Source organism: Paenarthrobacter sp. 22069 (assembly GCF_052046035.1).
Lineage (GTDB): Bacteria > Actinomycetota > Actinomycetes > Actinomycetales > Micrococcaceae > Arthrobacter.
Window position 1 is genome coordinate 1 of the sequence record NZ_JBQEQF010000001.1, and the last position, 19,392, is coordinate 19,392.

The 19,392-nt window shown below is 66.3% G+C and carries 12 protein-coding genes; 3 read left to right on the forward strand and 9 right to left on the reverse strand.

The genetic code is table 11. From position 1 onward, the window contains the following. Positions 1-317 precede the first annotated feature (317 nt). Positions 318-1,424, reverse strand: a complete 1,107-nt coding sequence (locus ACTJK0_RS00005; protein WP_223992154.1) for an IS110 family transposase — start codon at positions 1,422-1,424, stop codon at positions 318-320. Positions 1,425-1,835: 411 nt separating this feature from the next. Here ACTJK0_RS00005 and cpaB point away from each other — a divergent pair, with 411 nt between their 5' ends. Beyond that, positions 1,836-2,564 carry a Flp pilus assembly protein CpaB gene (gene cpaB, locus ACTJK0_RS00010; protein ID WP_440743810.1) on the forward strand — a complete coding sequence of 243 codons (729 nt, stop codon included), beginning with the start codon at positions 1,836-1,838 and terminating at the stop codon, positions 2,562-2,564. Positions 2,565-2,624: 60 nt separating this feature from the next. Here cpaB and ACTJK0_RS00015 read toward each other — a convergent pair whose 3' ends face one another. The 7 genes from ACTJK0_RS00015 to ACTJK0_RS00045 form a co-directional block, all read right to left on the reverse strand. Continuing rightward, a complete protein-coding gene (locus tag ACTJK0_RS00015) occupies positions 2,625-6,992 on the reverse strand; it encodes an AAA family ATPase (RefSeq protein ID WP_440743811.1) in 4,368 nt (1,455 codons plus the stop codon). Between the two features lie 130 nt (positions 6,993-7,122). Next, positions 7,123-8,712 (reverse strand): glutamine-hydrolyzing GMP synthase, encoded by a 1,590-nt coding sequence (gene guaA, locus ACTJK0_RS00020; protein ID WP_440743812.1) that lies wholly within the window; start codon positions 8,710-8,712, stop codon positions 7,123-7,125. 138 nt (positions 8,713-8,850) lie between these two features. Beyond that, entirely contained in the window at positions 8,851-9,357 is a 507-nt protein-coding gene (locus tag ACTJK0_RS00025) for a DUF3817 domain-containing protein (protein ID WP_440743813.1), read from the reverse strand. After that, on the reverse strand, positions 9,354-10,244 hold the full coding sequence (locus ACTJK0_RS00030) for an SURF1 family protein (RefSeq protein ID WP_440743814.1): 891 nt from the start codon (positions 10,242-10,244) through the stop codon (positions 9,354-9,356). Before ACTJK0_RS00030 ends, ACTJK0_RS00025 begins: the two co-directional genes overlap by 4 nt. Positions 10,245-10,313: 69 nt before the next feature. Further along, positions 10,314-10,802 carry a PTS sugar transporter subunit IIA gene (locus ACTJK0_RS00035; protein WP_110541249.1) on the reverse strand — a complete coding sequence of 163 codons (489 nt, stop codon included), beginning with the start codon at positions 10,800-10,802 and terminating at the stop codon, positions 10,314-10,316. A gap of 40 nt (positions 10,803-10,842) precedes the next feature. Beyond that, on the reverse strand, positions 10,843-12,582 hold the full coding sequence (locus tag ACTJK0_RS00040; protein ID WP_110541250.1) for a glycerol-3-phosphate dehydrogenase/oxidase: 1,740 nt from the start codon (positions 12,580-12,582) through the stop codon (positions 10,843-10,845). 101 nt (positions 12,583-12,683) lie between these two features. Continuing rightward, on the reverse strand, positions 12,684-13,820 hold the full coding sequence (locus tag ACTJK0_RS00045) for a GuaB3 family IMP dehydrogenase-related protein (protein ID WP_110541251.1): 1,137 nt from the start codon (positions 13,818-13,820) through the stop codon (positions 12,684-12,686). A 71-nt stretch (positions 13,821-13,891) separates the two neighbouring features. Here ACTJK0_RS00045 and ACTJK0_RS00050 point away from each other — a divergent pair, with 71 nt between their 5' ends. Next, entirely contained in the window at positions 13,892-14,497 is a 606-nt protein-coding gene (locus ACTJK0_RS00050; RefSeq protein WP_440743815.1) for a hypothetical protein, read from the forward strand. On the opposite strand, the gene ACTJK0_RS00055 is transcribed toward ACTJK0_RS00050, so the two are convergent. Then, the gene (locus ACTJK0_RS00055; protein ID WP_440743816.1) at positions 14,494-16,347 is read right to left on the reverse strand and encodes an ABC transporter ATP-binding protein; all 1,854 of its coding nucleotides are present in this window, start codon (positions 16,345-16,347) and stop codon (positions 14,494-14,496) included. The two genes, ACTJK0_RS00050 and ACTJK0_RS00055, sit on opposite strands and share 4 nt — an antisense overlap. Positions 16,348-16,648: 301 nt before the next feature. Here ACTJK0_RS00055 and ACTJK0_RS00060 point away from each other — a divergent pair, with 301 nt between their 5' ends. Next, on the forward strand, positions 16,649-19,342 hold the full coding sequence (locus ACTJK0_RS00060) for a GH32 C-terminal domain-containing protein (protein WP_110541254.1): 2,694 nt from the start codon (positions 16,649-16,651) through the stop codon (positions 19,340-19,342). The last annotated feature ends 50 nt before the right edge of the window (positions 19,343-19,392 follow it).

Below are 19,392 nucleotides of genomic sequence, written 5' to 3' on the forward strand. Positions count from 1 at the left end.
CAGCTGATATGTAGATCTCGTTGTCAAGAGTGCATGGATGAGCGGCTCCTGGGTTTGGTTCCCGGGGGCCGCTCATCGTGTGCCGGCCGGTTGTGATGCTGTGGGGGGCGTGGCGAGTCTTTTTCGACTGGGGCAGTGTCAGGCTGACATTCGCGGGTTGGTTACCGCATGACGATTTGTTCGGCTGGAGCGTATCGGTGTCTAGGATCGAGCGTCGATGGTGGTTTGGACCGTCTGCTCATAGCTGAAGCCCGAGTTGGCTCCGGGTGCTGTCATCGCCCCCCGCAACTGCTCACTGTCGGCGGGCAGGTTCCGGGTCAGGCCGCTTTCATGTGTTGTCCTTCCTGGAGCGGGGCGGCCAGTGACCAGCACCAAGCGGCGAGTTCGCGGGCGATCGCCGTGTTGGCCTTCACTGACATTTTGTGGCGTTCATCGAAGTGTTCCCATTTGCGGTGCAGCCGGTGGTTTCCTTCGAGGGCCCGGATGCGGGTTGCCGGCGCGACCAGGTCAAGTTGGCGCAGCAGCCGTTCTCCGGGCCGGGCGTAGGGGCGGCGGTGCTGCCAAGCCGCTTCGATGAGGAGTTTCCGGGCATAGGTGTTGCCGGCTTTGGTGATCGGGCCCTGGTGCCGGGACTGGCCGGAGGATTCTTCGCTGGGGACCAGACCGAGATAGGAGCCGATGGATGAGCCGGTGAAGCGGGTCCAGTCACCGATTTCCACGGCCAGACCGAACGCGGTCGTGAGCTGGATGCCGCGTAAGCACATCAGCGCGTCAATCACTGTTGCGTAGCGGCACGCCGCCGCTGTGATGGTGATCTGTTTGTCGATGCGAGCCAGATGCGCTGCAAGCAGCTCGGCCTGCTCGACATCGGCGTCGTAGGTGAACTGCAGCGCCGGGTCGTGAAAGCTCTGGCGGTGCAGCCACCGACTGTGTTCTGTAGTCCACCTGCTGTCCTTGGGGTAGCGGATCCCGTGCCGGAGCAGGACGGCGTTCACGTGCTGCCGGGCATGCGCGAGGTCTTTGGCGGTGCCCGAGCGCAGCCGGGACAGGTCCCGCAACGCCTCTTCGTCCGGCTCCGGGATGCGGACTTCGGTGACCGAGCCGACCGCGAGCATCTCAGCCAAAACCCGGGCATCCCGCCTGTCGGTTTTTACCCGGTCCCCGGGAGCGCGCAGCAGCTTCGAGGACGCCGCCACCACACAGTTGATGCCCGCGGCCCGCAGGTGCCGGGCCAGTACAAACCCTGTCGGGCCTGACTCATAAACGACCTTGACGGGCGGCTCGAATCGCCGGACCCACTCCAGGATCAGGGCCGGGTCAGCGGCCATCGTGTGGAGACTGATTTCACCAGTGCCTGGGTTCAGCGCATGGCCGACGACATTGACCGCGTGAACATCCAGACCAATGAAAGTATGCTCAAACATAGCCGGGACCTCCCAAACCTCACATGTGGCACTACCATTGCACCCCCAATGAGCCTCGCAGGCCACGGGAGCCGCCAATGGCAACCCACGGACCCTGTGAAACAGAAGGCCCCGGCCCCCCATGCTCCCGCCAGAACCTGCCCTTCCGGGATAAGGGACATCACTGCCGGGAACAGGTCCTGCAGCGGCCAGATCCCTCTCAGGGCCGCCGATCACATCAAGCCGGCGCTGCAGGACCGCCCGGCGATAATGGACCGACCCCGGACGGGCAGGTTCTGTTCCTCTTCATATCGTCTAGGACTGCATCGCCACGACGACGGCGGCCGGCGCCTTCCAGCGCCCGGCCGCCTTTGTCCACATAGGCCCACTTCAGGCTCCCCGGCGTGCCGGCCCGCCCCATAGCGTGGGCGCATGCCGATACTTTCCCGCCATCACCGTGACGGCCCCGGGTGGCCCACGGGCACCCCTCGCCAGGGACGCCGTCCCGGATACCGTCCCTTCCGCTCCCGGTTTGCCGGCTGGCTGAGCCGCAACCGCCGCCTCGGTGCAGCGTTGCTGTTCTGCGCCGCGGCCGCCATCACGGTCCAGCAGCTTACTCCAGCACCGGTATCCACCGTCACGGCCCTTGCCGCTGCCAGGGATCTTCCCGCTGGCACCGCGATGACGCCAACGGACTTCGCCCGTGTCCAGGTGCCGCCCGGGATGATGGCTGCAGGATTCCTCCGGGACGACGCAGCTGCCGCCGGGAAGCAGCTTGCTGCCCCGATGCGCAAAGGCCAGCTCCTCACCGACGCCCAGCTCCTGGGTCCCGGGCTCCTGGCCGGGACGCCTCCCGGCTCCGCCGCCGTTCCCCTGCGCATGGCGGATGCGTCGTCCATCCAGCTGGTGTCCCCCGGCCAGTTGGTCAATGTGGTGCTGACATCCGCCAGCGGGTTCGACCAGCAGGGTCCATCCGAGGTGCTCGCCTCCGGCGTTCCGGTGCTGTGGACTTCGAACAAGGGTGCACAGAGTGGCCAGTGGCTGGGCACCACCGAGACGGACGGACTGATCGTCGTGGCAGCTACGGCGGAGCAGTCCTCCCGCCTGGCCGGTGCCTCCACCCAGGGCAGGCTGTTTTTCGTACTGGTCAGCCCGCCCTAAACCACTGTGGAACCCCTAAGCAGCGGGTCCGGTACCATCTGCACCGGCGCAGGCAGGCCCTCAGCCCCAGTGCGGCGGCCGCTGTTCCTTCAACCAGGTGTCGTGGTCATCGTCCCGGTCACCCCAGCTGCGGGCGTCGTCCTCGGCGGCCTTGCTCGGAAGGATGTCCCCGGTGCCGGCCTTGGCCGTCCGGGCGGCAGGCTCTTCAGAAGCCGGCTTCGCGGAGTCACCTGCGTCACCTTGGGTTTCCGGTCCCGCGGTTCCGTTGCCGTGTAAGGCGTTGTCGTTCACAGTGTTGCCGTTCATCCCGTTCTCGTCCCGGTGTGTTTCGTCCCCGCGCATAAGTCCTCCACCGATCTCGTTGGCGGCCAGGTCTTCCTCCGGCGCGCTGTTCGCTGTTGGGGAGTCTCCAGTCGGGGAAGCCGCTTCCCTGTTGTCCGCGGCGCTGGCCCGGCGTCCCTGGCCGTTCCGGCCGAAGCCGGCGCCGGAGGCGTCCGTTCCCGCCTGGTGCCCGTTCATGCCCGCTTCCTGCTGGCTCCCGCTGTCATTACCCCGGTCTTCGCTGGGCAGGTAGGAAACACCGGCCGGCGAAGAAGCGGCCATTCCATGGAACGCCTGGTCGAAGTCGTCGTCAAGGAATCCCGCAGACGGCGTGGTCCTTGCCGGCAACACCATCTTTTCCAGGCCAAGGTAACCGGCGATGCGGTCCGCGCAGGTCGACGGATCGGTGAAGACCTCGATGGTCCACAGCGGCATGTACCGCCACCCCAGCCGCTCCAGCAGTTGGGGCCGCAGCCGGCTGCGTTCACGGACGCTCATGGTGCGGTACTGAGCGGTGCCGTCGGACTCGATGGCCACGGGCCGCGGCAGGTCCGACTCGTCCTGGCCCATGGTGTTGAGGGGGTCGGCGGCGGCAACAACGTCAATGGCGCCGTCGTACTGGTGCCAAACCCTCGCCCCGCGGGCCCGGAGCCGGTCGCCCAGGTCCGCCACCAACGGATCCGCGCCCAATGCCTGCTCGCTGGCGGCCGCACGGGACGCGGGGGTACCCAGGTCGGTGTTGCCCGAAATTTCCCGGTCCAGCAGCGTGTACAGGTCCACGGCACCGTGCGTGAGCCGGGTGTGGTCCAGGTCCTCGGGACGGAAGCAGGTAAGCACGTGCATGGAGCGGCGTGCGCGGGTCATGGCCAGGGCGAATTTCTCCCTGCCGCCTTCCGCGGAGAGCGGCCCGAAGTTATGCAGCGCCCGGCCGTGCGGGGTCCGCCCGAATCCCGGCGAAAATATGACGTGGTCGCGGACCAGTCCCTGGGCCCTTTCCAGGTCAACCACCCGGAAGGACTCCGGTCCGGCACCGAAGAATCCGGCCAGGCCCGGCTGGTTGGACAGCTGGAGCCGGATGGACTCGCCAATACGCGCTGCGTGCCGGAGGCTGGCGGTGACCACGGCGAGGGAGGTCCGCGGGCGCATGCGTGCGTGCTCGAAGACCAGCTCCACGACGCGGTTGACCTCGGCCACCACGGATTCCACGCCTTCGTGGTCGGCGCTGGGAAGCCCGGTTCCGTCTGGGAGGTATTCCACCAGCAGGGAGCGGTCCAGCCCCGTCGCGGACTGGCCTTCCGGCAGCCGGCGCAGGCCGCCGTCGTAAAAGTTCTTGCTCAGCTGCAGGACGAGGTCCTCGTCCACGGCACGGTACACCACGTTCAGCTGCCACACGGGCAGCACGGCCGACAGGGCCGTGAAGGCGCTCTCGACGCGCTGGTGCGCCGACTCGCCGGGCGCGAGCCGTTCCACGCCCACGGTGAATGTCCGTGGCGTGGCGATGCGGGAATCACCGAAGGCGATGACCTGCCGTGCGCGGGCGATCGAGGGCAGGACCGCCTGCAGGGAGGTGGCCTCGGCGTCGAGGATCACGACGGCGTCGAAGTGCTGTTCCGCCGGAAGCAGGCCCGTCATCAGGTACGGGCTGACGGACCAGACCGGTACCAGGCTGCCGATCAGGTCGGGCGCCTGGGCGGTCAGTGCCGGCAGGGAGACCCGCCCGTCCTTGAGCAGGCTGCGCAGGAGGTCCGCCTGGCGCGGCTGGGCGGCGATGGCGCTGCGCCACCGTTCGGCCAGGTCCCACCGAAGCCGGGCGGCGCCGCTGGCGATGTGGGCGTTGTCGGCCAGCCGGTACTCGGCCTCGAGTTGGCGCAGGGCCTCGCCGTCGGACATGGCCAGGTAGTCGTCGCCGCTGATCATTGCCTCAAGTGCGGACTGCCACCAGGCAAGTTCGAGTTCGGCGGCGACGGAGCCTTCCGGGACTTCCCGTTCCGCGAGGTCGGCGAGGAGTTCCCCGAGGCCGTGTTCGCGCATGTTCTCAATGAGAAGCGTCCGCTCGGGCAGGGTCTTGAGGGTGTCGGTGTCCGCCACCAGGCGCTCAAGCCGTGCCATCAGCCTGGTGTAGGGGACGGTGGCGAGGGATCCGCCGTCTTCCGTGTGCTGCAGGGCCTCGCCGAGCTGTCCGAGCTCGCCGTCCAGGGAGCGGTACATGGCGTTCATCTCGGCAAGGCCGGATGGGACCGCCGGGTGCCGTTGCGTGGTGGCATAACCGGCCCAGAGGGCCCGCTGCTCCTGGACGAGCACCAGCGACGAGTGCAGGTCCGCGATGTGCACGCCGGGGCGGACATATTCCTTCGCAACCCGCCGAAGCCTGGAGCGCTGCATGGCGGTCAACTCGATGCCGCGTTCACGGCGCCAGGCAGACGGCGCCGTGGCGGAGATCAGGTCCGTCACCGGCCGGTCGAAAATGTCCGGGGTGAACTTGTCCAGGCTGCCGCGGACGGCAACGAGCAGCTCCAGCTGCTCGCCCCACTCGGCGAACGATTCGCCCAGGCGGATCTCGGCGTGCTCCGCAACTGCCTCCATCCGGTCGCGAAGGGCGGGCAGGCTCTTCGCCACAGACCGGACCAGGTCCTGGGCTTCCTCGGTTTCCTTGCGGGTCAGCAGCCGGGCACCGTGCCAGGGGCTGGTGGTGGCCGCTTTGCTGAAGCTGCCCAGTTCCGCGGCCCGCCGAAGCCTGCCGGCCAGCTCCTCACGGTCCCTGATGTTGTCCAGGACGCTTCGCTTGAGCCGGACGGTGGTTGCCGGGGCCGGATGGATGGACGTGAGTTCGGCCAGTGACTGCATGGCCTGGTACGGCGAGCAGCCCCACCGGTCCCTGACATTGTGGAGCGACGCCACATGGTCCATGAGCGCATGCCGGTGCTCGGTCAGGGTGGCATGCAGGTTCCCGAGCTGCGGCTCCAGCGACTTTTCGTTGCGGACGATGGCCCGGACCAGCTGGCCCTTCAGCTGCTGGGCGGAAACGTTGCCGGAGAGCTGGAACAGGATGGACTCCAGGCCGAGGGTCTCCAGGTGTCCGGAAACTTCGTTCAGGCTGGCGCGGCGGTCCCCCACCACCAGCACGGTCTTCCCGGCGTCCACCAGCGCGCCGATCGTGTTGATGGCGGTCTGGGTCTGGCCGGTACCCGGCGGGGTGCCGACCACCAGGGAGTCGCCCGCGCGGGCAGCATCAATCACGTACTGCTGATCCGCGTCGGCGTCCAGCAGGAGCAGCTCATCCTTGGGGTGCCTGTTGTCCAGGTGCGGGAAGCGGGAGGGATCCGGCTCCTGCACGTCCACCACTTCACCGCCGGCTGCGGTGGCAAGGGCGGCGACGATGGGATGCGAGTCGTTGATCCAAGGATCGTCGAGGTTTCCGGAGAGGTCGGCGAAAGTGGAAACAAGCAGGTTGTGCTGGGTTTCCGCACCGTGGATGGGCCGGATCAGGGTGGCCAGCCGGTCCAGGACGGGCTGGGGGTCGAACCGTGCGGTGCTGTAGGCAAGGCGGGTGACGGCGTTGACGTCGAAGACGATGCCGTGGATGTTCTTCAGGTGCCGCACCAGCGCGGGGTTGATGTGTGCCTGCTCCGTGAGCTGGAGTTCGAAGTCGTCCTCGCCCGGGCGGACCGTGAGGGAGATGGCGGTCAGCATCACCGGGGCGGACACGCGCTGGGGTTTGCCCCCGACGGCGGACGTCCACACCACCGTGCCCGCGGACAGGTAGCCGGCGTCGATGCCGCGGTCGTTGGCAAGTTCAAAGATCTTGGACCGGATGTTCCGCGATGCCCTGGCCGCCACGACATACTGCTGCCGGTCCCGGATCAGCGTGGACAGGCGGGTACGGCGCCCGGCCATGAGCTGGGCAAGCCCGGAGGGGTGGGCCGAGGTGAGGTCGATGGAGCCTTCGGGGGTCTTGGTAAAGCGCAGCATCGTGTCCGCGCCGGTGACCGGTTTGAGCCCGGACAGCCATTTACGAAGCTCTTCCGAGCCTTCCGGGTGGCCTTGACCAACTGACACTTCTGCCTTCTTTTCTGCGTTTGCACGTGACGCCCTGGACCATACCGGCATAGCTTCGAGAGTAGCCGCTCCGACGCCGGACTTGAGAGACCGCAACACTGGGGCAAGGGAATTTGCGGAGGTTTTCACCGGGAAAAAGCAGTGGCCGGCCCCCGCTGGCGGAGGCCGGCCACTCACACTGCTATTCCCATTCGATGGTTCCCGGCGGCTTGCTGGTCACGTCCAGCACCACCCGGTTGACGCCGTCCACCTCGTTGGTGATCCGGTTGGAAATCCTGGCCAGGAGGTCGTACGGAAGCCGCGACCAGTCAGCGGTCATGGCGTCCTCCGAAGAGACGGGACGGAGCACAATGGGGTGGCCGTAGGTGCGGCCGTCGCCCATCACGCCCACGCTGCGGACGTCGGCGAGCAGGACGACCGGCATCTGCCAAACGTCGTTGTCCAGGCCGGCTGCGGTCAGCTCGGCGCGGGCGATGGCGTCTGCCTTGCGCAGCAGGTCCAGCCGTTCCTTGGTGACGTCGCCGACGATCCGGATGCCCAGGCCAGGGCCCGGGAAGGGCTGGCGGCCAACGATTTCCTGCGGCAGGCCGAGCTGGGCGCCCACTGCGCGGACCTCGTCCTTGAACAGGGCGCGCAGCGGCTCGACGAGCTCGAACTGCAGGTCCTCGGGCAGGCCGCCCACATTGTGGTGGCTCTTGATGTTCGCGGCACCTTCACCGCCGCCGGATTCGACGACGTCCGGGTACAGGGTGCCCTGGACCAGGAACTTAATCTTCTCGCCATGGGCTGCGGCCTCGGCGATGATGGCAAGTTCGGCTTCCTCGAAGGCGCGGATGAACTCGCGGCCGATGATCTTGCGCTTGGTCTCGGGATCGCTGACGCCGGCCAGAGCGGAGAGGAAGCGTTCCTGTTCGTTGGCCACGTACAGCTTCACGCCGGTGGCGGCAACAAAGTCGCGCTCCACCTGTTCGGCTTCGCCTTCGCGCAGGAGGCCGTGGTCCACGAACACGCAGGTGAGCTGGTCGCCCACAGCACGCTGGACCAGGGCGGCCGCGACGGCGGAATCCACGCCGCCGGAGAGGCCGCAGATGACCCGGGCATCGCCGATCTGCTGGCGGATGCGCTCCACCTGCTCTTCGAGGATGTTGCCGGTGGTCCAGTTGGGTTCGATCTTGGCGCAGTTGAACAGGAAGTTCTCGAGCACCTGCTGGCCGTAGGCGGAGTGCTTGACCTCGGGGTGCCACTGCACGCCGAAGAGGCCCTTTGCCTCGTTGGCGAAAGCAGCAACTTCCGCGCCCGCCGTCGTGGCCAGGACTTCGAAGCCTTCCGGCGCCCGGTGGACGGAGTCGCCGTGGCTCATCCAGGTCTTCTGGTGCTGGGGCATTCCCTCCAGCACGGAGCGTCCCTCGCCCAGGATGGTGGTTTCGGTGGATCCGTACTCACGCAGCCCTGTCTTGTCCACCGTGCCGCCCAGGGCGTTGGCCATGGCCTGGAAGCCGTAGCAGATGCCAAAGACGGGGACGCCCGCTTCGAAGAGGTCGGCACCCACGCTGGGGGCGCCGTCGGCATAAACGCTGGACGGTCCGCCGGAAAGGATGATGGCGGCGGGATTCTTGGCCAGGAGCTGCTCGGTGGAGTAGGTATGCGGAACCACTTCCGAATACACATTCGCTTCCCTGACGCGGCGGGCAATCAGCTGCGCGTACTGGGCACCGTAATCAACAACCAGCACCGGCTTCTGGGAAGTTTGGGATGCAGTGGGAGTAGTCACCGTAATAGCCTACTTGGCGCCGTTGCACCGGCGCATCTTGGGACGGCCCGCTGTGACGGAGCAAACGTCCGACGGCGGGTGGCGGGCCGGGCAAACCGGCTGGCCGGGCCCGGGCGGCGGGTTGTGCTGCGCGGTCGGTCAGTAGCGCTGCGGCGCCTGCGGGTTGGCGGCCAGTTCGGCCTCCACCTCGGCGTGGAACTTCTTTTCGACGATGAAGGACAGGAACGGCACCACGCCGCCAAGTGCCAGCAGGACCAGCTTGGGGAAAGGCCAGCGCATCAGCGACCAGAGACGGAAGTTGGAAATCAGGTAGACCACGTACATCCAGCCGTGCACGATCAGCACGGTGACGGAGACGTTCACGCCGTTGAGCACTCCAGGCGGCTCGGCATCGGCGAACCCGAACCCGAACGGCTGGCCGGTCACGGCATTGGTTCCGCCGGCGAACAGGTACTGCCCGAAGCCGTACCGCGCCACGAGTTCGGCGCACAGCAGGAGCAGCATGGTGCCGGTGAGGTAGGCCATGACCTTGTAGAACTTCAGGGCCGACCGGATCTGTGCTTCCGTTCCGCCGAAGCGGCGCTTCTTGGACGTCTTGCCACCCGGGGTCTGGGCGGACGGGGTGGCAGGTTTCGGATCAATCATGGCTGTACCTTTTGTTCGTGCTGGCCAGGCTGCGGGTGCTGTCCAGGCTGCTGTGGAAGCTGGTTCGGGTCGTGCTGGTGCGCTTCGGGGTCGCCTCCGCCTTCGGCCTCGAGTGCTTCCTCCAGGTCGCGGTGGTAGTCGTCCTTGACCAGCCGCCACCAGATAAAGAACGCGAACCCTGCGAAGACCACCCATTCAATGGAGTAGAAGAGATTGAGCCAATTGATGTGCTGCCCCGGCGGCTGCGGTCCGATGTTCAGTGGCAGGAGCTTTCCAGGCACCGCCGTGGCACTGACGTCCTGCCCCGCCACCACCTCGGCCGTGGCTGACACGAACCCGGGGTAACTGCTCACGTCCCAGTAGTTGATGAGCTCCGCCACGGAAACCGCCGTCGCCTCACCAGGCTTGGCCGCTTTTCCGGCCACCGGCGCTTCGGAGGGCAGCAGGCGGCCGGTCAGACCCACCAGGCCGGACGGCGGTGCGGCCGCATCCTGGGGTTGCGCCACCCACCCCCGGGCCACGGGAATCCACGTCTGAGGTGACGCGGCCGCTCCCGTCAGTGTGGGGGCGCCGTTGACGGCGAAGGCCGTGACCACCCAGTAGCCGCTCTTCCCATCATGGAGGCGTCCGGGGACCAGGACCTGCTTGTCCGGGCTGTATGTTCCCTGCGCGGTGACCATCTGGTCCGCGACGCTGCCGTGGAAGAACTCCCCCGGCTGGAGCGTGGCGGTGAGCGGCTGCACCTGCTCGGACGCGGGGTTGACCGGCATCTCGGGCTGCGTGGAACGGCCAAACTGCCACTGGCTCAGCAGCACGAAGACCCCTGAGAGCACGATCGCCAGGACAAAACCGGCGATCCATCGGGGCTTAAGGGCTGTTTTCCACACGTCTTAACCGTACTTCGTACTTCTGTAGAACAACTAAACGCCAGGGACTGCTCCGAACCGCGGTCTGGGCTAATGGTCGAAGAACACGAGGCTGGAATTGATCAGTTCGGCGATGACTTCTGCGTCATAGGCACGCCGCAGGGACTCGCGGAAGGATTCCTTGGAAAGCGAACGGGCCAGCGTGGCCAGCACTTCCAGGTGGTCCGAGAAAGAGCTGGCCGGCGTGGCAATGAGCAGGATGACCGTGGCCGGCCCGTCGGCGGCGCCGAAGTCCAGCGCATGGCCATACTTGGCGATGCCGACGGCGATGGAGGTTTGGGACACGAATTCGCTGCGCGCATGGGGCAGTCCGACGCCGCCCGGGAGCCCCGTTGCCAGCTGGTGTTCCCGGGCGTTGACGTTCTTCAGGAACCCGTCAAGATCCGAGATCCGCCCGGCGGCGTGCAGCCGCCCTGCCAACTGGGTGGTGGCGTCGGCCTTGTCCTTCGCCTCCATCTCCAAGATCACCATGTCGGGGGTGGTGAGGTGGGCGTCATACGGGTCCAGTGGTTCCGCCAAGGCGTATCCCTTCAGTCAGCAGTGCGGGGCAAGCGGCCCCTCAGCGCAAGGGCACGATATCTTCCGCGCCCAGGCGGGCGGCGTCCGCGGATTCGTCGTCCGGCTGTTGCTGGCTAAGGCGTTCGGCTTCCACCCGGGCAATGTAGTGGCGGACCTCGTTTTCACGCTGCGCGTCACTCCAGCCAAGGACGTCACCCATCAGTTTAGCGACAACGGGGGCAGCGGACACGCCGCGGTCCCATGCTTCGATGGAGATGCGGGTGCGCCGGGTGAGGACGTCCTGCACATGGCGGGCCCCCTCATGCGTGGCGGCGTATACGGCCTCCGCCTGGAGGTAGTCGTCGGCGCCCGGCAGGGGCTCCGCGAGTTCGGCGTTCTGCCCGATGATGGCCAGGACCTCCGGTGTCATGGAGCCGTACCGGTTGAGCAGATGCTCGATACGCGCCACGTGGACCCCGGATTCCTCGGCCGTGCGGTTGCGGCGGTTCCAGGCGGCACGGAATCCGCTCGCGCCCAACAACGGGATGGTCTCTGTACAACTGGGCGGCACCCGCTCGTCCATGGTGCGGGTGGCCTCGTCCACTGCGTCCTTGGCCATGACCCGGTAGGTGGTCCACTTGCCGCCGGCCACCACCACCAGGCCGGGAACCGGGTGCGCCACCACATGCTCGCGGGACAGCTTGGCGGTGGAGTCGTTTTCACCGGCCAGCAGCGGCCGCAGGCCTGCGTAGACCCCCTCGACGTCTTCCCTGGTCAGAGGGCGCTTAAGCACCCGGTTGACGTGTTCGAGGACGTAGTCGATGTCCTTGCTGGAGGCGGCGGGGTGCGCCTTGTCGAGGTGCCAGTCGGTGTCGGTGGTGCCGATGATCCAGTGCCGCCCCCACGGAATGACGAACAGCACAGACTTCTCGGTACGCAGGATCAGTCCCACCGTGGACTGGAAGCGGTCGCGGGGAACCACCAGGTGGATGCCCTTGGAGGCGCGGACTTTCAGCTGGCCCCGGTCCGTGACCATGGCCTGGGTTTCGTCGGTCCAGACCCCCGTCGCGTTGATGACCTGCTTGGCGCGGATGCTGAACTGCGTGCCGTCCTCGCGGTTTTCGACTTTGGCTCCGACCACCCGCTCACCCTCGCGCAGGAAGTCCACCACCGCCATTTGGTTTACCGCGTGCGCACCATAGTAGGCAGCGGTGCGGACCAGGTTGGCCACGTACTTCGCGTCATCGACTTGGCCGTCGTAATAGCGGATGGAGCCGACGAAGGCATCGTTCTTCAAACTGGGCGCGGCGCGAAGGGTGCCGCGCTTGCTCAGGTGTTTGTGGAAGGGCACGCCGCGGCTGTGCCCGCTGGAGACGGACATGGCGTCATACAACGCGATGCCGGCCCCCACGTAGGGCCGCTCGATGAAGGGCTTGGTCAGCGGGTAGAGGAAGGGCACCGGCCGGGCAAGGTGCGGGGCAATCTCGGACAGCAGGAGGCCGCGTTCCTGCAGGGCCTCTTTGACCAGGGCGAAGTCCAGCATTTCGAGATAGCGCAGGCCGCCGTGGATGAGTTTGGAGGACCGTGAAGAGGTTCCGGCTGCCCAGTCGCTGGCCTCCACGATGCCAACGCTCAGGCCCCGGGTGACAGCGTCCAAGGCCGCTCCGGTCCCAACGATCCCGCCGCCAACGATCAGGATGTCCAGTTCCCGGCCGGGTTCAGTTGTAGCCCGCAAGCGCTGGATGGCCGCTTCCCTGGCTTCCGGGCCAAGTTCCCCGCCGTTTGCAGGAACACTCTTCATTGAACGCCTCCAGTGCCTAGTGCCGGTAGTAAACCCACAGTACTGGCTCGTGGCGTGCTTTGGGCAGGGCGGCCGCGGTCCGCGCCGCCCTGCCAGCCGCGTCAGTTCCCGGCGTAGGGCGACACCACGACGTCGACCCGCTGGAATTCCTTCAGGTCCGAATAGCCGGTGGTCGCCATGGAGCGACGCAGCGCGCCGATGAGGTTGGACGTGCCGTTGGTGTGGTGGCCGGGCCCGAAGAGGACTTCCTCCAGGGGCCCTACGGTGCCGACGTTGGCGCGGTCCCCGCGGGGCAGTTCGGTGTGGTGCGCTTCCTGGCCCCAGTGCCATCCCTTGCCCGGGGCTTCTTCTGCCCGGGCCAAGGCGCTGCCCAGCATGACGGCGTCCGCGCCCATGGCGATTGCCTTGACGATGTCGCCCGAGGTGCCCATGCCGCCGTCGGCAATGACATGGACGTACCGGCCGCCGGACTCGTCCATGTAATCCCTGCGCGCAGCGGCGACATCGGAGATGGCGGAGGCCATCGGCGAGTGGATGCCCAGGGCGCGGCGGGTGGTGGTGGTCGCACCGCCGCCGAAGCCCACCAGTACGCCCGCCGCGCCGGTACGCATCAGGTGCAGTGCCGGGGTGTAGCCGGCGGCGCCGCCCACGATCACGGGAACGTCGAGCTCATAAATGAACTGCTTCAGGTTCAGCGGTTCGTGGTCCTTGGAGACGTGCTCGGCGGACACGGTGGTGCCACGGATGACGAAGATATCGACGCCGGCAGCCACCACGGTCTTGTAGTGTTCCTGGGTGCGCTGCGGGGTCAGAGAACCGGCAACGGTGACGCCGGCTTCGCGGATTTCGGCAAGGCGGGAGGTGATGAGTTCCGGCTGGATGGGAGCCTGGTACAGCTCCTGCATCCGGCCGGTTACGGCGGGGCTGTTGGTTTCATCCTTTAGTGACGCGATCTCGTCCAGGACGGACTGCGGGTCCTCGTAGCGGGTCCAGAGGCCCTCCAGGTCCAGGACGCCCAGGCCGCCGAGCTTTCCCAGTGCGATGGCTGTCTGCGGCGACATGGCCGAGTCCATCGGGGCGGCGATCACCGGCATGTCGAACTGGTACGCGTCGATCTGCCACGAGACGGAGACATCCTTGGGGTCACGGGTACGACGGTTGGGGACGATTGCTATGTCATCCAGGGAGTAGGCACGACGCCCACGCTTGCCACGGCCGATCTCGATCTCATAAGTCACTGCTCTAGGTTATCCCAGCAGCGCATGGCGCCCGCCCAGCCAGGCCGCGGGCGGTTGGATACAGTGGCTGGATGGGCAGCCGCTGGACGTTTGACGGGCACATCGCCGGCATCGGCACGGCTTCCGGGGTGCGCGCGGTGGTGGGCGTGTGGCAGGACTCCCCCTTTGGAGCGTTCTCCGATGTGATGGTGCAGCAGCCTTCCGGGCAACGCCTGCTGCTGGCGCCGCGGCCGGACGTGGCTGAGTTCATTTCCGCTACCTACAGCTTTGACGAAGTCCGGGTGGTGGACGTCCGGGCATCGCTGGCTGACGGAGCATTGGCGGTCGACGCCGGCCCGCTGGCAATCCGGGCCGTCACCGGTACGAGGACCCTGCTGGGAACAGCGCTTCGGGCCGTGCCACGGCGCCTTGCTGTCCATCCGCGGTGGCTCTCCGCAGTAAGTCCGCTGGCCGCCCTCGCGGCGCCAGGTGCCCGCACTTATGGCACTGCCGGGAGCGGCAGGGCGGAGTTTTACGGGGTGACCGACCTGCACCACCTGACCTCCGCCGTCGTGTCCTGGGAAGGCAAGGACGCAGGAGCGCTGGCTCCCATCCGTCCTGCCGTTACGTTCGGGTTCAGCAGCGTCCCGCCCCGGCCTAGCCTTGCCCGCGTCCGCACAACGGTGGTGGAAGCCTAGGTCCCGGTCGGTTCCTCAACGCTGAGCTGGGATTCGAACATCCGGAAGTAGCGGCCACGCAGGGTCACCAGTTCCTTGTGGGTTCCCTGTTCGACAATGCGGCCGTCCTCCAGCATGTACACGATGTCGGCCTTCTCGATGGTCGCCAGGCGGTGGCTGATGGCGATGATGGTGCTGCTGCGGTCCGCAAAGAGGCGGGTAAAGATCCTGTGCTCAGCCAGCGCATCGATCGCCGAGGTGGGCTCGTCCATCACCATGAAAGACGCGTCCCGGTAGAAGTTCCGGGCCATGGCCAGCCGCTGCCACTGGCCTCCGCTCAGGCCGCTGCCCTTCCGGCCGCGCGGATCCTCCATCCAGTTGCTGACGTGGTTGTCCAGCCCGTTGGGGAGCTTGTTGATGAACTCCAGGGCCTCCGCATCGGCGGCAGCCCTGCGGACGCGGTCATCGTTGCGCGGATTCTGCACGTCGCCGAAGTAGATGTTGTCCGCCGCGGTGGCGAACTCGTACTTCAGGAACTCCTGGCTGAGCACGGCCAGGTGCCGGTGCCAGGAAGTGACGTCGACGGCGGCGAGGTCCACGCCGTCGAGCAGTACCTGGCCTGAATCGGGACGGTAGAGGCCGGCGAGGATCCGGATCAGGGTGGACTTGCCCGCACCGTTCTCCCCCACGATGGCGATGTGCTGGCCTTGTCGGATGGTGAGGCTGATGCCCCTGATCACCTCGATGTCACTGCCCGTATAGGTGAAGCGGATGTCCTTCAGCTCCACCTTTTTCGGCGCTTCCAGGAGGGGCGGGGCGTGTTCCGAGTGCACGGGCATCGCCATGAAGAGCTCGTAGTCGGTCAGGTTGGCCAGGTCCTCGTCGATCGAGCTGAGTGAGGACACCAGGTTGTTGGCGGTGGACAGCGCGCGGCTGACGATTTGCTGGACGTAAAGGAACTGCCCCACCGGGGCTGCGCGGGCAATGATCTGGCCCACCACCCAGATCAGCGACACCACCTCCGCACCGTACTGCAGTGCGTCAGCGGCCAGCTGCCGGGGGATGTAGCGCCGCTGGTAATCCAGGCGGCGCCGTTCGTCCGCGTCCCGGAGGCGGGAGCGAAGGTCCATCAGGAAACGCACGATCCCGTAAAGCCGCATCTCGGCAATGTGCTGCGGCCGGAGAAGGTTGGTTTCGATCATGCGGCGCTGGCGGCGTGAATCCACCTGCGTATTCCAGTGCGCGATCTGTTCCCGGGACAGCTTGAACTGCAGGTAGACGCTGGGGACGATGGCCACCAGGACGATGACGGCGATCCACCAGCTGACCAGCAGCAGCGCCCCAATCGCGAGAATGACCGACACGAGCTGGGTGAAGATTGCGGCGATGCGGTCCAGGACCCGGGCGTAGGAGTCGGAGAACCGCTTGGCGCGGTCGTAAAGGTCCACCGTCTCCTTGTCGTCGTAGCGCCAGAATTCGAGCGCCAGGAAGCGTTCGTACATCTGGTCGCCGACAATGGCGCCCACCTTGAAGCTCATCAGCTGCTGGATATAGCGGTCAACGCTGTTGAAGGCGCCCCAGAAGAGACCGAGAGCGGCAGTGACAATCACATAGATGACGGCAAAGCGGCCCGCCGCGGCGTCTCCTGCATAGGCAGCTGCCAGGGCCGTGGTGGTGAGGGAGGCGAAGAACGTGGTGACCAGGGGCAGAACGGCCGAGATCAGGGAACCCAGCACCTTCATGACCACGGCGCCAGGCGAGGCCCGGAAACTTACCCGAAGGACCTGGGCCACCGCCCTGGCATAGGGGCGCAGGGCAAGCCGCTTCTGCGGATCGTGCTTGGGGGTAACCGGATGGCGCGGTTGGGACATGGCTCAAGCCTAGGGCGCACGGCTTCTTTGCCGTAGCCGGTGAGGCCGTTCCATGCCGCCCGGAACCATTGCCGCTTGGTGCCGCCTGGCCGGTGCCGATATGGGAACCAGTCCTTCCTTGGTACGGGCCAGATGACAACGGTGTCTCATGGCTCGCTGAACCGGCTTCGGCAAGCACGGACACGGCACCGTCAGAAGGGCCTTTACCGGGTTCGTTGACTTGTCTTCCGGACTTAACTTACGCTCCGTCACATATTGACATCGTTGTCTACTACACGCGCGATGAAGGGCGAATCCACAAATGAACAGACCACAAAAGGGAAGACTCCAGGTCCTTTCGGCGCTGACGCTGGCCGGCTTGATACTCGGCGGAGCGTTGGCCGGCGCCGGCCCTGCGATGGCAGGAAAAGGCGACGGGACACCTCCTCCCGGCCCAACCACGGGCAGCGGTTTGGGCCAGGAACCGTACCGGCCGGCCTACCATTTTTCGCCGGCGAAGAACTGGATGAACGATCCCAACGGAATGATCTACCACAAAGGGATCTACCATCTTTTCTTCCAGCACAACCCGTCCGGAAACACCTGGGGCAACATGTCCTGGGGACATGCCACTTCCACTGACCTGGTTCATTGGCAGGAGCAGCCGCTGGCCATCTCCACCGATGACCAGGAGGACGTGTTCTCAGGCAGCGTGGTGGAGGACAAAAACAATTCATCCGGGCTCGGGACTGCGGAGAACCCGCCACTGGTTGCGATTTACACCAGCGCCTACAAAGACGCTTCGCCGCACCGCGGGCTCCAGGCCCAGTCGCTGGCCTACAGCCTGGACGATGGGCAAACGTGGACCAAGTACAGTGCGGATCCTGTCCTCGACCGGAACTCCGCCAACTTCCGCGACCCTAAGGTCTTTTGGTACGGCACTGCCGACGGCGGCGGCTACTGGGTGATGACGGCAGTCGAGGCATTGGACCACAAAGTACTGCTGTATAAGTCAACCAACCTCAAGGACTGGACGGCGTTGAGCGAATTCGGGCCGGCCAACGCCACGGGCGGACTGTGGGAATGCCCCGACCTCTTTCCGCTGGCCGTGGACGGAGACCCGAACAACGTCAAGTGGGTCATGGTGGTCAACATCAATCCCGGCGGAGTCGCCGGCGGCTCCGGGGGTCAATACTTCGTGGGCAGCTTCGATGGCGTCACTTTTACGTCAGAGACCACGAAACCCAGCGATGCGCTGCCCGGCGGCAACCCCGTGGCCGGCTTCAATGACGGGACGTACAACGGGTGGGCCGTCAGCAATGAACCCGGCAACTGGAAGAACGGACCCTTCGCCGACGCTCCGGCAGCGGGAAGCCTGCCGGGCCAGAACCCCGTGGGCGGGTTCGTGGGCGCAGGCCTGGTGAACTCCTTCAACGACGGCGACTGGCCCTTGGGGTCCATGTCCTCCCCTGCATTCACGGTGGACAGCGACTACATCAACTTCCTGGTGGGTGGAGGCCAGCATCCGCGGATTTCCGACAAGCTGGACAACACACCGCCCCCGGGAGACCTGTTGTTCGATGGCTTCGAGGTCCCGGACGGCAGTACCCTCGCAGAAGCCGGCTGGACCGGCACTGGCGACCTCGCGCCGTCGTACCAGCCCGCCACGACTGGAGGCGACTATTACATCGGCGCCAAACGCATCAACACCTTCGAAACAGGCACCGCCCCGGGTGACGACCGGCAAGGCACCCTGACCTCGCCGGAATTCACGCTCTCCCGGAACTTCGTGAGCATGCTGGTGGGCGGCGGGCACCGCAGCCCTGAATCCGGGCAAGTACTGGAGGCCCAGTTGCTGGTGGACGGCAATGTAGTGCGCACCCTGGCCGGGGACGACGCCGGAGCCCTCAACTGGAAGGGCTGGGACGTCTCCGAATTCACGGGCAGGCAGGCACGGCTTCGGATAGTGGACCAGGCGACCGGTGGCTGGGGGCACCTCACGGTTGACCACGTCATGCTGACCGACCAGGCTGCCGTGCCCCGCTCGGACGAAACCACAGTGAACCTGGTGGTGGACGGCAAGGTGGTGCGCACAGCTACCGGCGCGAACAGCGAGGTGCTGGACTGGGCTTCCTGGAACGTGGCGGAATTCCGTGGCCGCGAAGCGCGGATCAGGATCGTGGACAACAACCGCTTCGGGTGGGGACACATCCTGGCTGACGAGTTCACCGCCTCCCCGCAACCGGCCAAGCCGCGGATCGACAGTTATGACTGGCTGGACTACGGCCGGGACTACTACGCCTCGGTCTCGTTCGGCAACATGCCGGAGGATAAGCGCGTCATGCTCGGCTGGATGAACAACTGGGACTACGCCAACAGCATCCCTACTTTCCCGTGGCGCAGCGCCATGTCGCTGCCCCGTGAAATCGGCCTGACGCAAACGCCGGACGGCCCGCGGCTGATACAGCAGGCAGTGAAGCAGGTGGACGGGCTTGGCACCGCGCCCAGTTACCGGGACACCACAGGCGGTGCCATCGCTCCGGGAACGCATCCTCTGCCGTCCCCGGCCTCGGGTGATGTGCAGCGGATCGATGTGACCTTCGCTCCGGGCAGCGCCGCGAAGTCCGGGATCACCGTATTCGGGAACGGATCATCCTCCACAGCCATCGGCTATGACGCCGCCGCAAAAGAGGTGTACATCGACCGCGGGAATTCAGGCAATGTCGGCTTCCACCCGCTGTTTACCTCGGTCGATTCGGCACCGCTCACCGTGGATGCACGAGGAAATGTGACCCTCCGGATCTACGTGGACAGGTCTTCGCTGGAAGTTTTCGCCCAAGGCGGACTGCGGACAATCACGGATCAGGTCTTCCCCGCAGACGGAGCCAAGGAGGTAGCGGTGTTCGCCGAGGGCGGCGTTGCGCAGTTGAAGTCGCTCACCGTCACCCCGATGAAACAGGCCATGTTCCTGGCGTCCCTTAAGGCGGTCAACGCCGGAGGGAAGGCCCGCGGCTGAGCCGGCAGGTTTCGGCAGGCCCNGGCGTCCGGTGGCTGGGCCTGCCGAGG

Bases quoted from the DNA above. Each gene is read 5' to 3' on its own strand.
- ACTJK0_RS00005 (WP_223992154.1), bottom strand. From the start codon at position 1,424: ATGTTTGAGCATACTTTCATTGGTCTGGATGTTCACGCGGTCAATGTC.
- ACTJK0_RS00060 (WP_110541254.1), top strand. From the start codon at position 16,649: ATGAACAGACCACAAAAGGGAAGACTCCAGGTCCTTTCGGCGCTGACG.
- cpaB (WP_440743810.1), top strand. From the start codon at position 1,836: ATGCCGATACTTTCCCGCCATCACCGTGACGGCCCCGGGTGGCCCACG.
- ACTJK0_RS00050 (WP_440743815.1), top strand. From the start codon at position 13,892: ATGGGCAGCCGCTGGACGTTTGACGGGCACATCGCCGGCATCGGCACG.
- ACTJK0_RS00055 (WP_440743816.1), bottom strand. From the start codon at position 16,347: ATGTCCCAACCGCGCCATCCGGTTACCCCCAAGCACGATCCGCAGAAG.
- ACTJK0_RS00015 (WP_440743811.1), bottom strand. From the start codon at position 6,992: ATGCCGGTATGGTCCAGGGCGTCACGTGCAAACGCAGAAAAGAAGGCA.
- ACTJK0_RS00040 (WP_110541250.1), bottom strand. From the start codon at position 12,582: ATGAAGAGTGTTCCTGCAAACGGCGGGGAACTTGGCCCGGAAGCCAGG.
- ACTJK0_RS00025 (WP_440743813.1), bottom strand. From the start codon at position 9,357: ATGATTGATCCGAAACCTGCCACCCCGTCCGCCCAGACCCCGGGTGGC.